This is a genomic window from Sphingomonas mucosissima, assembly GCF_002197665.1.
Lineage (GTDB): Bacteria > Pseudomonadota > Alphaproteobacteria > Sphingomonadales > Sphingomonadaceae > Sphingomonas > Sphingomonas mucosissima.
This window is the reverse complement of sequence record NZ_NBBJ01000005.1, coordinates 138,502-151,367: the sequence shown is the minus strand read 5'-3', so window position 1 is coordinate 151,367 and position 12,866 is coordinate 138,502. Positions and strand designations below refer to the sequence as shown.

Annotated in this window: 11 protein-coding genes and 1 tRNA gene; 3 read left to right on the top strand and 9 right to left on the bottom strand. The window is 57.3% G+C overall.

Going from position 1 to position 12,866, the window contains the following annotated elements:
- The first annotated feature begins 324 nt into the window (after positions 1 to 324).
- Positions 325 to 1,764, top strand: a complete 1,440-nt coding sequence (locus SPMU_RS14050) for a calcium-binding protein (RefSeq protein ID WP_088334555.1) — start codon at positions 325 to 327, stop codon at positions 1,762 to 1,764.
- Between the two features lie 764 nt (positions 1,765 to 2,528).
- On the opposite strand, the gene SPMU_RS14045 is transcribed toward SPMU_RS14050, so the two are convergent.
- Entirely contained in the window at positions 2,529 to 2,897 is a 369-nt protein-coding gene (locus tag SPMU_RS14045) for a QueT transporter family protein (protein ID WP_088334554.1), read from the bottom strand.
- A gap of 64 nt (positions 2,898 to 2,961) precedes the next feature.
- Complete coding sequence (locus SPMU_RS16740; protein ID WP_140418483.1) at positions 2,962 to 3,414, bottom strand: hypothetical protein; 453 nt, start codon at positions 3,412 to 3,414, stop codon at positions 2,962 to 2,964.
- Between the two features lie 411 nt (positions 3,415 to 3,825).
- On the opposite strand from SPMU_RS16740, the gene SPMU_RS17485 reads away from it, so the two are divergent.
- Positions 3,826 to 3,918 carry a DUF6771 family protein gene (locus tag SPMU_RS17485; protein WP_342746448.1) on the top strand — a complete coding sequence of 31 codons (93 nt, stop codon included), beginning with the start codon at positions 3,826 to 3,828 and terminating at the stop codon, positions 3,916 to 3,918.
- Between the two features lie 670 nt (positions 3,919 to 4,588).
- On the opposite strand, the gene SPMU_RS14035 is transcribed toward SPMU_RS17485, so the two are convergent.
- The 7 genes from SPMU_RS14035 to dnaK form a co-directional block, all read right to left on the bottom strand.
- Positions 4,589 to 5,125 (bottom strand): Ros/MucR family transcriptional regulator, encoded by a 537-nt coding sequence (locus tag SPMU_RS14035; RefSeq protein WP_088334552.1) that lies wholly within the window; start codon positions 5,123 to 5,125, stop codon positions 4,589 to 4,591.
- Between the two features lie 133 nt (positions 5,126 to 5,258).
- Complete coding sequence (locus SPMU_RS14030) at positions 5,259 to 6,947, bottom strand: hypothetical protein (RefSeq protein WP_140418482.1); 1,689 nt, start codon at positions 6,945 to 6,947, stop codon at positions 5,259 to 5,261.
- A 374-nt stretch (positions 6,948 to 7,321) separates the two neighbouring features.
- The gene (locus SPMU_RS14025) at positions 7,322 to 8,374 is read right to left on the bottom strand and encodes an integrase (protein ID WP_088334550.1); all 1,053 of its coding nucleotides are present in this window, start codon (positions 8,372 to 8,374) and stop codon (positions 7,322 to 7,324) included.
- A 112-nt stretch (positions 8,375 to 8,486) separates the two neighbouring features.
- A tRNA-Arg gene (locus SPMU_RS14020) sits at positions 8,487 to 8,563 on the bottom strand.
- Between the two features lie 79 nt (positions 8,564 to 8,642).
- Complete coding sequence (locus tag SPMU_RS14015) at positions 8,643 to 9,014, bottom strand: hypothetical protein (RefSeq protein WP_088334549.1); 372 nt, start codon at positions 9,012 to 9,014, stop codon at positions 8,643 to 8,645.
- A gap of 28 nt (positions 9,015 to 9,042) precedes the next feature.
- The gene (dnaJ, locus tag SPMU_RS14010; protein WP_088334548.1) at positions 9,043 to 10,164 is read right to left on the bottom strand and encodes a molecular chaperone DnaJ; all 1,122 of its coding nucleotides are present in this window, start codon (positions 10,162 to 10,164) and stop codon (positions 9,043 to 9,045) included.
- 71 nt (positions 10,165 to 10,235) lie between these two features.
- On the bottom strand, positions 10,236 to 12,143 hold the full coding sequence (gene dnaK / locus SPMU_RS14005) for a molecular chaperone DnaK (RefSeq protein WP_088334547.1): 1,908 nt from the start codon (positions 12,141 to 12,143) through the stop codon (positions 10,236 to 10,238).
- A gap of 240 nt (positions 12,144 to 12,383) precedes the next feature.
- Here dnaK and SPMU_RS14000 point away from each other — a divergent pair, with 240 nt between their 5' ends.
- The gene (locus tag SPMU_RS14000) at positions 12,384 to 12,830 is read left to right on the top strand and encodes a copper chaperone PCu(A)C (RefSeq protein ID WP_088334546.1); all 447 of its coding nucleotides are present in this window, start codon (positions 12,384 to 12,386) and stop codon (positions 12,828 to 12,830) included.
- The last annotated feature ends 36 nt before the right edge of the window (positions 12,831 to 12,866 follow it).

Sequence of the window (12,866 nt, the reverse complement as noted above, 5' to 3'; positions counted from 1 at the left end):
CGTTCAGCACCTCTTCGTGCATGAGGTTAGGCACGATGCCGACGACACCGCTGAACCTACTAGGTGCACTCGCCCTCCGCGCTAATTTGGTTTGCAGAGAGTGCCTTAGATAGTGGGACTGGGGTTTCGAATAGGCAATGCGTCCACAGTTTGATGTTTTGCACAACCGCAGGTCACGATTTACTGTTTCTTTATAGGCATTTTCTCGGCACAAGACTCCATAAACGAGTGTGCAGAAGAGTCGAGATCAAGAGGTTTACCTAACGTGATAACTGATGACTACGTTAACGTGTTAACCGACATTAAACAAGAAGGGGAACATAGATGAATTATGATGACATAAAACATCGAGTTAGCATTGAGGGAGATCAGACCTTCAAGTCAAAAGTTGAAGAGGCGTTGAGGTACATATACGAAGGATCTCCGCTTGCCGCCTACTCTATTGACGCTTGGCTTAATAATAACAGTACGAACATAAGAATTGTTTTTCAGAGTCAGCAGGCAGGCGCCATTCCCGGGCAAGGAATTATAGCGATAGATCCAGACTACTTCGTGGGAAACTATTATATCAGCAAAAGGGGCGATGCGGTTGCGGACACTTTAGTCTCCGGGCTCGCTCACGAACTCGGCCACGCAATCTCGGGCAAGTACGACAATAATCGCTACACTAATGCGGCGGGCGAAAACGTTGCATTAGTAAATGATTGGTTTTTTCAGCTTGGCATTGAAAGACAGGTCTCTTACCAAGCATATGAGAGTCAAATGGGCCCGCCCGGCCCAAACCCTACGGTCCTTATACCGGGTTACAATTACACAAATGGATCCGGAATAGCTGCCGCTTGGATTGATCAAGGGAGCAATGTTCGGGCCGGGGACTATGACATAAGCGGCGTGACATTTGATACTACAAATCTCGATTTGAAGGCTCAGGGGGCAGTTGGCAGAAGTCTCCTGATAGGGAGCGAAGCGGCAAATCAATATGGCGGAACTACAGCCGGGGATTTTATATATGGGCAGGGCGGGAGCGATACACTTCGAGGGTATGAAGGAGACGACCATCTTCTAGGTGGCACCGGCGATGACTATCTCTATGGCGGGCTTAACAAAGACTTCCTTGAGGGGGGCGACGGGTCGGATTACCTGTACGGAGAGGGTGGAAGCGACACCCTGTCCGGCTATCTCGATAGCCAATTCGGGCTTGTATTCGTTGACGACGGAGACATTGATTTTCTGTTTGGCGGTGATGGCTCAGACGTTTTACGCGGCTATGGCGCGGATAGGCTCGACGGCGGCGCTCAAAGCGATTATTTGGCGATCGAGAACCCGAACGGCGCGATACTGACGGGCGGCACTGGTGGTGACGTGTTCGAAATTATTACGTCCGCTGGATACGCCGGCGTTAATGTTCGCATTTCGGACTCCGACCAGGCCGATGCGCTTTTTGTGAACGGAGTTGGGCTCTCCGGGGGTACTGGCTGGGACCCCGGTGGGGGATGGGAGCCCGAGTATGTCATCGATGAAGCGGGCAATGAGTATAATTGGAATAAGCAGACCAATGTTCTGTCAATAAGCTTAGCCGGTGGACTGGGTTCGATAGTCATAGACGGTTATCGGCAACGTGATCTTGGAATCTCACTTCTTGAGAACCCACATTTGGTTGCTCCGGACTCGCCTCACATCGGTTTTGTTGGCGATGAATATAGGGCAGCATTCGGTAGTATATATCCCTTAAGCACTCCGGAGTCACTTTCGCTCCTAGTTTGATGGACAATACGAGCTGGAAATGGACGTGGTATCTTAGGGCGCGCTAGGTAATCACTGGTGGAGCCATCGCGTCAAGGCGGGTCAGCGCGATGGCTTTTCAATGATGTGATTATCTAGTGTTTACGAACAATGCTCGGCAGATCGTTCGCTTCGTTCGCCAGGGTTAGCAGCGGATCACGTTAAAGCATGCTGTGCAGCGCTCTCCGCAATGCGACATCGGTAAACGTCGATCTTCCTCTTGCAGGAAGGCAGCAAGGGGTAGACGTTCACCTAATGCGCGACATTATCCTGATTCCGATATTCTTGGGCCTTTGCGCCGTCATCACGCCGCTTTTGCTTTAGGTCTGACTGTTGCCGTGCGATCATGCATTTGGGCGAGAAACAGGGTTGGGTGCGACCGGGCGGTTGGCATCAAGAGGACTACCCTGATCGATCCCGTTAGGAACACGGCACTAAGAAAGCGGATGGCTGAATGATCTAAGTGGCGAACGCATTCTGCGTTGTGATGATGGTGGTAGCTGGCGGCTTGGACGTCGCTGTTTGTCCGTTGGTGATCCCGCAATCCTGTAGGCAAGCGGGTATGGATTGTTGGCGTAAGAGGCGGCTTGATGCGCTCGCCGTGGCGAGTGTCGGAGCCACCCAAGATGAACATGCCGTAGAATGCCCGGAAAGGCACCTCACAGCGCCCCTAAGGGCATCAGGCTATGCGGGGGCGACCAATAAAGTCGCTGGGCTGCCTAAGCGCTCCTAGGCGATGTACGGACCTACAGCGTTGCGATGATCGTTTTGCGCTGTGCCTGATGCTCCTCATCGGACAACAGTCCTTCTGTCTTGAGCCTATCTAACCGGCCCAAGCGATCTTCCACGCTGCCACCGCCTGCGGCAACCGTGACAGGTACAGGGCGAGGCTTCGTCCGTTCGGCAGCGGCAGAAGGCTCGACACGGACACGCGGCGGCTTCTTCGCAGAATGGCTCTTACCCGATGCCGCGGTAATTGCGGCGATGATCCCGAGCGCCAGACCGCCGATGATCATGCCGCCGAACCCGGCAATCAGATTTCCGATGAAGCCACCGATTACAACGCCAATGCCCGTTGCGACCGTAGCAGCTTGATCGCTGCTTTTGTCGCGCAAGCAGTATGGACATGCCTCGCCACCGAACCTGATAGTCGATCCGCAACCGCTACAACGCATGACTTTAGAACTTCATCGTCTTATTGGATTGTGCCGGTAGTTCTGTAAGAGAGCAGGTAGCAATTTTGCTCACAAGCGGGATATCAGAAGAGTATATACTGCTGATACGTCCTTCGCGGCGTTCAAACCATGTAAACCGCCCGTCTTCCCGGTCTAGTTTCGCGTCAATACGGGTGCCGGACTCTGACGACTTCATGACCATGCCGACAGAGCCATACTCGACCGCACACGATGGCAAGCCGTCGCAAACGCTGGACGAAGCGCCACTCTCTTGCGAGTATTTCTTCCACGACTGCGCATTATCATTGATAATGAATATGGCTCGGTAATCTCGATTGTATCCGTCCGCGCCGAGTCGGATTTCCTTTCCGATACAAGACAGAGCCTTGTCGCCGGTGTCTGCTGTCGCAGCAGACACCGGTGAAACAGATGCAATTAAGCAGATAATCCAGCGCATAAAGCCCCTCCTGTTCAAGGGGCGTCCCGGCGGCGAGCCGGGTGTTCGTAACCCGGAGGAACCCCACAGGCGCATGTGCCTTTACCGTCACCGGCTGGACATACGCACATGCCACCCGGCCGTGAAAACACGACCGGCTGGTTCCTTTCCGGGGTTACGACGCCCCACTGCCTGAATCTCGCAGGCAGCGGCAACACGATGGCGGATCACTTCCGGGGCTGCAACAGAAGTTTAAATCAGACCGAAGTCCTAGACCAGAACACCAGACGCTCTCAGTAAACCGTGCAGTGCCGACCCAAAACCCCCATTGCCCTCACACATGATTGAGGGGCCAGCAGATGAACGCGGCGGCGGCGAAAGCCCCAATTTTCGTCCTTAGACGTATCGGAACATAGTAGGAACGATGGCGGCTTGGATACGCCCTCGCCCCTGTCGCTCGCCTCGATGATTCTTCTCGCGCCCGGATGGTGCCAGGTCGGCATCACCGCACTGGACAAGGCGTAAGGGAAGAAGCTGCCCTTGAACTGGGGCCTTCCTTGTCGATTGCATGATTGATGCCTCGCAGGCGGTCATCCCTAACGGCAAATTGCCCTGCCGCTCTATGGGCGCTGCGGTACCTAAGTGGGACGAAGCAGGCTGCGGGCGATCACAAATCTGTTCGAGGCAGCGAATACCTTAATGGCTCGCCCGCCTTAGTTTCGGAAAAACGGCAGTACCCCTTGTCGGGACGGCGTCGGTGCCGCCCTGATCCGAAGCAAATCTGCTTCATGTGCAAACGCTTGCGACTTGGCGAGTGAATCTGCCGCTGCCGCCTGTGCCTCTAATTCAGCGATGCGGGCGCTAATGGAGGCCTTGCGGTCGGACACTGCGCCCATCTTCCTCGCCGCTGTAGAAACGGTCTAAATAGTGCCCTGCCAGTTCATAGTGCGCCTTAACCGCCTCAGGGCACTTAGACTTGCTGGCTCTTCTCAGTTCTACCTCGGCACGCTGGTAGAAGTACTCAAGGTCGCTTTGACTCATCATGTCTCACGGTTCTTTCGCCTGAGAAACGGATGATCACATTATCGTCGCCCTGCCCCTTGATCGTTAACCTAGGTTGCGAGACGGTACCAAAGTAAACAACATATACCGTGCCTCCACACGGGCCTGGCGCTGAACCACAGGCTAATCAGTTCTATTCAATGCCTCCAAGATGCGCCTTAGCTGCTTCTTTCGCATCGGCAGCACTCTTCCGCTTCTTAGGTGCTGGCTTCCTGGTGGCAGTGACGGCAGCAACTTCCTTCTCCACCTTCTGCCCTTTCTTGCGACCCAACCCAAGCTGCTTGGCTATCGCCCGACGCTCTGCCGAGTATGCAGGGGCAACTAGGGGGTAATCGGGTTTCAACCCGTAACGCTCGCGGTAGTCGGCGGGTGACAACCCATTAGCGTTCAGGTGCCGCGTCAGGCTGCGGTACTTCTTACCGTCAATCATCGAAACGATGTACTCGGGATCAGCCAGCGACTTACGCACGCTAACGGCAGGCTTGTATTCCACCGTAGCTTCTTGATCACCCGTTTGAGCGGCAGGCGTCACCAACGCACCAAGGGCATCATGCACCGCCCTCAAGAAAGCGGGTATGTCATCTACGGCGGCGCGGGTGTTTGGGTTGGACAGCCAAGCGACCGTAAGATCGGTGGCGAGTTCGACCTGATTGTTGTTTTCGTTTTTCATGCAGCATCCTCTACCTGGAACAGGCTCTAGATTGCGTTCTGAAGCCCGTACAGAGCGAAAACTGCATCTTGGCTGGTAACCAGCTTAATGCGACAATATGCGTTGTACGGGCCTTAGATCGGACCTGGTGAGGTTACAGCAAAACGAACTTACTTCTTTCTACGGCGACGCCTAATTCCGCTGCCGCCTTCTGAAACTTGGGGCATCTAACAAGTTTGCCGAAGTTGCCACGTTCTATGCCAAGCGCGTCGTAGATAGCCTTCCTTGCAATACCACGTCGGAGGTCGATAGCAGGGAGACTTGCGACATGGTCCAATATGTCTTGCTGCCTGCCACCTAGCTTGACAACAGATGGAGGCAGTTCGTTGTACCCCGCCTCCGGGAACGCGGCCTTGATATGATCCCGCAAGTCTTTGCATGAGTCTACAAGGAATACTTCGCAGGCTCCACACGACCCGGCGTCGTGATTACGGATATTAGACCTAGTTATAGCTTGCAACATAGTAGATCGAATTTCTCCAACCCTTATATTATCTATATCGACGCCACGCATCTTGGGGTTGGCACGGTAGGAAAGACGCTTCCCCTCATATCCATCTTCCGGGTAACGCATCAGACCTAGAACGATAACCTTTTTACAATCCCTATAGTCGTTGCTTGCTCGATGATTTCCCCAATATACGAACTCCAACCTTGAAGGGTCGAAGCATAGGTCCTTGAGTTCTTTCTCAAGGTCAATTCCATCGTTCCTGCTGTAAATTATTAGCCAACGATCCTTATCGCGATTGATAATCTCAGCGGCCTCATGAAGGACAACCTTCCTCTTGCCCTTGTTTTTCATGGTCATCTTACCGGCGCCGGTTAACAGATGATGGAACGTTGCAGGCCGGTAGGATAACCCTACAGCCGGATATCGTGTAACCGGCAGACCATCCCGCTCCATGATTTCATAAGCACCGCTAACGCGCGCAGAGGCGTCGAGAATGAATAAAGGGGCAAGATCGAGCGGAAATCGCGAAACCTCCCCGATAATCGAGCGTGACGATCCGCGCGGCACCATCACCCGCGTCGGCTTTCCTGCCAGTTCAATCAAGGCGCCGAGCGTCTTGCGCCTGCTGTCTTTGGGACCGAGTCCCGTATCCGCCATGGCCCGCACAGCATCGGGCACCATCGCAATAGGGATAACAATCTCGTCCCCAGCGACCGCAGCATTCATGCTAGCTTCAAGCTTCTCTACCTCTAAAACGAGGTCGTTGAATGATCCGCGAAGAAGCGCGGGAAGTTCTTTGATACGATCAAGGGTAATTGTGGATGGCTTGGCGGGTGTGAATTCTTCATCCCAGATGCGCAGCGCCCTTGGCTTCGAACGATAAAATAGGTCGGTCGAATCTTCAAAGGAACTTCCACACCGGGCCTCGAACCTCTGCGCTGTGGTGAAGAGGATAGGAGCCTCGTTTGGGTTGGAACTCCCGCCGTACTCCTTCAAAATACCTCGCCGGTCGCCAGATATCAAAACAGCATAATCGTCCCTTAAAAGTCTTGCCCCTTTGATGTACGACTTGATTTCATCGAGCCGGGTTAGGAATATAATGATACCTGTATCAACTCCCCCTCGACCTCCGTCGAGATACTCCCGGAGATACTTCTGTATACCCTTACTTTTTCCACTTCCCGGCTCCGATGAAATGACATGGAATCGGTGAGGGATCATCCCATTCATAGCAGCATCAAATAGACCAAAGAATGGTTCTGATGAGAACTCATACAAGGTTCTCTCAATTCTAAGTTTAGATATAGTCTTGCAATAATCAGACGATAGCATTTTACATTCCCTAATGATCTCCTTTCGATGTGGTGAGTTCCTTATTAAGGGTACGAAAGTCACCACTTGGAGTGGGAGTACATTTGGACTGTTGTCTGCGGAACGTCAAAACGACCCGTCTCACCTGCGGCACGACCTGTCTCGTACATGACTAGTCCCGTTCAAATAGTTTGACACACTATAAGTATTATATTGCTTCTAAGCCAAGTCTATACCGTCTAGTGTTTACTCGACAAAAGTTGCATCGTTAAACAAACCTGAAAGTTGTTAACGGTTAAACTTCTTAGATTTAAACATAGCCCGTATTATCGGATTATTACGTCACCGGAGCATTGCGTTTCTTGTGATGCTTGCTTCGGTGATTGACCTCACGCTTAGGCGGGCGTTGTGGACGCCGCACACGGAGGCTGCGGCAATGCTGCGCCTGCGTCCGAACTCCAAGACCTTCCAGCTAGCTTTCGCGCAAGGTCAGCAGGTTTTAGGTGGGTGTAGCGCATTAACATGCGCATATCTCTGTGACCGGAGATTACAGCTAACTCGACGGTCGTGAGGCCCATTTCAGCAAACCTGCTGATAGCTTCGTGCCGGAGGTCATGAAAGTTGAGGTCAGGCATACCTGCCCTTTCTCTAACGCGGTTCCATGCTAGGCGCAGAGACATAGCTGTTATATGAAACAGCTTATCTTCTTCGCGAGGTATGATAGCCAAAACGGATAGGGCGGCATCTGTAAGGGGTATCGTTCTAGCATACCCGGTTTTGGTATGCGGTATGTGCGCGGTTCTTCTGCTTATATCAATCTCGCGCCACCTTAGATTTAACAACTCCCCTCGCCTAAGCCCCGTTTCGATCGCAAGCATCACTGCCGGGCGTATCAGCTTATTCCTTGTGGATTGCAGAGCAATCATAAGGCGCTCGTACTCGCCGGGGTTGAGCCGCCTATCCCTGGCATTCTTCACCGGAATACGACGAACTTGCGACATTACATTGGTCGCTAGCCCGATCCCCCAATCACGTCGGGCAACCTCAACGATCGTCCGTAGGAGACCTAGTTCGCGTGCGATGGTGCCCGGCTTAACTACCTTAGCCCGAGCGTCCCTGTAAGCTGCTATAGGGGCGCTGGTGAGGTCGCTTAGTGCTATATCGCACATAGGTGCTGCTAGCAGCTTAGAGAGCCTTAGCCGCTCACTTTCGGCGCTAAGCTTCGAAGGCGTCACTTCTCCGATGTACCGGCGGATAAGATCGCCAAGGGTAGTTTCGCGAAGGATGCGATGGCTTACCGCTGGTCCACCCTGATCGATCCGGGCTTCCCGTTCCCTAGCCCACTTCTGCGCCTCGCTTTTCAGGCGAAACGTCTTGTACTCCGGCTCGTACCCCTGCCTGCGAATCTGCGCAAACCAGCCATTTTTACGCTTTGTAATCGTCGCCATCCGGCGGCCTCCTGTGTCACGGATGTGTACAGGAGCGGTCGAAAGCCATTCTGGACGGAGGATTTACCTTACCAGAAAATCCATAAATCCAAAGCTATCAGCAGTTTAGCTTTGGCGCACCCGACAGGATTCGAACCTGTGGCCTCTGCCTTCGGAGGGCAGCGCTCTATCCAGCTGAGCTACGGGTGCCGGAGAAAAGCGCCTAGCAGCGGCCGGCTGCCGGCGCCAGCGATTTTACGCGCGCAGTACCCGCATCACTTCGCCCGTCTTACTTCGCTAAAGTCACCGGCTGGAACGGCGCCAGGCCGCAGCTCGCGCCCGCCATCGGCGGGGTCTGGCTGAACACGGTGATGATGTCCTGCGCGCACAATTGGCTGAGCGACGTGGCATAGCTGAAGCGACGCTCAAAGCCGAGGTTCGGGCAGGAATGAGGCAAGGTCACGCGGTAGTAGCGGTTGCCGTTCACCCGGAAGTCGATGATTTGATCGCTGCGTACCATGCTTTCGCGAATGCTGCGGAGCGGGATGCATGTCTGCGGCTCGCCGGCCGGCGTCGCCGCCGGCACGGCGTTGCGATCGCGCGCGGCGCCGGGCGCCGCAAGGGTCGCAATGGCGAGGGCAATCGGAAACAGGATACGCATCAGCCTTCTCCTTCCGCCCTCGCCGGCGTCATTCCCCGGCGAACGCGCTTTTCAGGCGGGAAAAGAAGCCCTGGCTGGCAGGGCATTCGTCGCCCGTCTCGGTTTCCCGAAACTCTTCCAGCAGCGCGCGCTGCCGGGTGGAAAGTCGGGTCGGTGTTTCAACGTCGATCTGCACCACCAGATCCCCGAAGCCCCTGCCCTGCAACACCGGCATGCCGGCGCCGCGCTGGCGCAATTGCTTGCCGGACTGGATGCCCGCGGGAATGCGCAGTTCATGGCTGCGCCCGTCAAGGCCCGGGATCGTCAGCGATCCGCCAAGCGCCGCCGTGGTGAAGCTGATCGGCGCGCGGGCAAACAAGGTCGTCCCCTCGCGCTCGAACAGATTGTGCCGCTTCACATGGAGGAAGATGTAAAGGTCGCCGGCCGGTGCGCCACGTGCGCCCGCCTCGCCTTCGCCCGTCATGCGCACGCGCGTGCCTTCGTCGACGCCGGGCGGGATCTCCACGCTCAGTGTCTTGGTGCGCTCGATCCGGCCATCCCCGCGGCAATCGGGGCACGGATCGTCGATCACCTGGCCCGAGCCGTTGCAGACGGGGCACGCCCGCTCGACCACGAAGAAGCCCTGCTGTGCCCGCACTTTGCCGTGCCCGGCGCAGGTGCTGCAGGTATGCGGATGGCTGCCGGCGCGCGCGCCCGATCCATGGCAGGTATCGCACGCCGCCGTTACATCAACGGTGATCTCCGCGGATTTGCCATGATAGGCCTCCTCCAGCGTGATATCCATGTCGTAGCGCAGGTCAGCGCCGCGGCGCACCTGGCTGCGCCCGCCAGAGCGGCCGCCCATGAATTCGCCGAACACGCTTTCGAAGATATCGGAAAAGCCGGAGAAGTCCTGGCCGTGCCCGCCACCGCCGCCGCCACCATTGCGGAACGCGGCGTGGCCGTAGCGGTCGTAAGCGGCGCGTTTCTGCGGATCCTTCAGGCAGTCATACGCTTCGCTGACCGCCTTGAACTTGGCTTCGGAATCCTTGCACCCGGCGTTCTTGTCCGGGTGAAATTTCATCGCGAGCTTGCGATACGCGGATTTGATCGTGCCGGCATCTGCCGAGCGATCGACCTCCAGCAGCTCGTAAAAGTCGACTTCAGTCATTCAGCGCCCCCGCGCAGCAAGGGCCCACCCGTCACCCGGCAACAGCCGGCGTGGCCGATGGGCCGCATCGCTTACGCTTTCTGGTTGTCGTCGACTTCCGAGAATTCGGCGTCGACCACATCGTCTTCCTTTGGCGCCGCATCGGCGTCGGCGGTCGGGGAAGCCTCAGCCTGCTGCTGCTTCTCGTAGATCGCCTGGCCAAGCTTCATCGCGACCTGCGCGAGCGCCTGGCTCTTCTCGTTCATCGCCTCGGGATCACCGCCCTCGACGGCCGCCTTGGCGGCATCAATCGCGGCCTGGATCTCGCCCTTCAGCGCTTCGTCCACCTTGTCGCCATTGTCAGCAAGCTGGCGCTCGGTGGTGTGGATCAGGCTCTCGGCGTTGTTCTTCGCCTCGGCGCCGGCACGACGCTTCTTGTCTTCCTCGGCGAACTGCTCGGCCTCCTGCACCATCTTCTCGATATCGGCGTCGGACAGGCCGCCCGATGCCTGGATGCGGATCTGCTGCTCCTTGCCGGTGCCCTTGTCCTTCGCGGACACGTTGACGATGCCGTTGGCGTCGATGTCGAACGTCACTTCGATCTGCGGCACGCCGCGCGGCGCCGGCGGGATGCCGACGAGATCGAACTGGCCGAGCATCTTGTTGTCCGCCGCCATCTCGCGCTCGCCCTGGAAGACGCGGATCGTCACTGCACCCTGGTTGTCATCAGCGGTGGAGTAGGTCTGCGACTTCTTGGTCGGGATCGTGGTGTTGCGGTCTATCATGCGCGTGAACACGCCGCCGAGCGTCTCGATGCCCAGCGACAGCGGGGTCACGTCGAGCAGCAGCACGTCCTTCACGTCGCCCTGCAGCACGCCGGCCTGGATTGCCGCGCCCATCGCGACCACCTCGTCCGGGTTCACGCCGGTGTGCGGCTCCTTGCCGAAGAAGTTCTTCACCGCTTCGCGCACCTTGGGCATGCGGGTCATACCGCCCACCAGCACCACTTCGCTGATGTCGCTGGCCTTCACGCCGGCGTCCGCAAGCGCCTTCTTCATCGGCTCGATCGTGCGCTGGATCAGGCTGTCGACCATCCGCTCCAGGTCAGCGCGGCTGATCGTCTTGACGAGATGCTTCGGCCCGTTCTGGTCGGCGGTGATGAACGGCAGGTTCACCTCGGTCGATGCCGCCGAAGACAGCTCGATCTTGGCCTTTTCGGCCGCTTCCTTCAGGCGCTGCAGCGCGAGCTTGTCCTTGGCGAGGTCGATGCCCTCGTCCTTCTTGAAGCCCTCGGCGAGATACTCGACGACCTTGTTGTCGAAATCCTCGCCGCCCAGGAAGGTGTCGCCGTTGGTCGACTTCACTTCGAACACGCCGTCGCCGATCTCCAGGATCGAGACGTCGAACGTGCCGCCGCCAAGGTCATAGACCGCGATCGTCTTGCCGTCCTGCTTCTCCAGGCCATAGGCCAGCGCAGCCGCCGTTGGCTCGTTGATGATGCGCAGCACTTCAAGGCCCGCGATCTGCCCTGCGTCCTTGGTCGCCTGGCGCTGCGCGTCGTTGAAATACGCCGGCACGGTGATCACGGCCTGCGTGACGGTCTCGCCAAGATAGCTCTCGGCGGTTTCCTTCATCTTCTGCAGAGTGAAGGCGCTGATCTGCGACGGGCTGTAATCCTTGCCGCCGGCCTGCACCCATGCGTCGCCATTGGCGCCGCGCACGATGTGGTACGGAACGAGCTCAGTATCCTTCTTGGTGATCGGATCGTCGAAGCGGCGGCCGATCAGGCGCTTCACCGCGAAGATCGTGTTGTCACCATTCGTCACCGCCTGGCGCTTTGCCGGCTGGCCGACCAGTCGCTCGCCGTCCTTGGCGAATGCGACGATCGACGGCGTGGTGCGCGCGCCTTCCGCATTCTCGATCACCTTGGGCTTGCCGCCCTCCATCACTGCCACGCAGCTGTTGGTGGTCCCGAGATCGATACCGATAACTTTTGCCATGAGTGCTCTTCTAGCCCCTGCCTGAAACAAACCGTGTAACAAAAACCTGCCGCTTCGCCCCGTTACGGCGACGGAACAGCGTTGACGAAGCGCGATATAGGTGCCGGTTCCCCGGCCGCAAGGCACCTACTCTGCTTGCCGGGTAGCGCCTGCTTGCCCGCCCGCCAGGTGCGCTCGCCGCTTGCCGCCGGGGGCGCAGGGGCGTACCGATTAGGGACTGTTTCGGTTCGGGAGAGACCCATGTTTCGCGCTGCCGCTGCGCTCGCCATTGCCGCCGCCGCCCTCACGGGATGCGCACCCGAAAAGCAATTGTCGATCAGTGACGCATGGGTGCGCCTCGCCGCGGTCGAGGGGCGCCCGGCGGCTGCCTATTTCACCATTCATGGCGGCCCGCAGGATGCAACGCTGGTGAGCGTCCGGACGGATATGGCGGTGCGCACCGAACTTCATGAAAGCAAGGCGACCCAGGGTGGCATGACGATGGACGCCGTCGATCAGGTGCCCGTCCCTGCGCTCCAGCAGGTGCAATTCGCGCCCGGCGGAAAGCACGCCATGCTGTTCAACGTGAACTCGGCGGTGAAGCCGGGTGGATCGCTCACCTTCATCTTCACCTTCGCCGATGCGACGCGGATCCAGCAGAATGCGCGGGTCATCGCGGCGGGCGATCCCGCGCCCGCCGGCAAATGATCGCAGCCGCAGCGGGCACCGTAGCGCACCCGGGCG

Coding starts and splice junctions, on each gene's coding strand:
- SPMU_RS14050 (WP_088334555.1), top strand. CDS start 325: ATGAATTATGATGACATAAAACATCGAGTTAGCATTGAGGGAGATCAG.
- SPMU_RS16740 (WP_140418483.1), bottom strand. CDS start 3,414: ATGCGCTGGATTATCTGCTTAATTGCATCTGTTTCACCGGTGTCTGCT.
- SPMU_RS14035 (WP_088334552.1), bottom strand. CDS start 5,125: ATGAAAAACGAAAACAACAATCAGGTCGAACTCGCCACCGATCTTACG.
- SPMU_RS14030 (WP_140418482.1), bottom strand. CDS start 6,947: ATGCTATCGTCTGATTATTGCAAGACTATATCTAAACTTAGAATTGAG.
- SPMU_RS14025 (WP_088334550.1), bottom strand. CDS start 8,374: ATGGCGACGATTACAAAGCGTAAAAATGGCTGGTTTGCGCAGATTCGC.
- SPMU_RS14015 (WP_088334549.1), bottom strand. CDS start 9,014: ATGCGTATCCTGTTTCCGATTGCCCTCGCCATTGCGACCCTTGCGGCG.
- dnaJ (WP_088334548.1), bottom strand. CDS start 10,164: ATGACTGAAGTCGACTTTTACGAGCTGCTGGAGGTCGATCGCTCGGCA.
- dnaK (WP_088334547.1), bottom strand. CDS start 12,143: ATGGCAAAAGTTATCGGTATCGATCTCGGGACCACCAACAGCTGCGTG.
- SPMU_RS14000 (WP_088334546.1), top strand. CDS start 12,384: ATGTTTCGCGCTGCCGCTGCGCTCGCCATTGCCGCCGCCGCCCTCACG.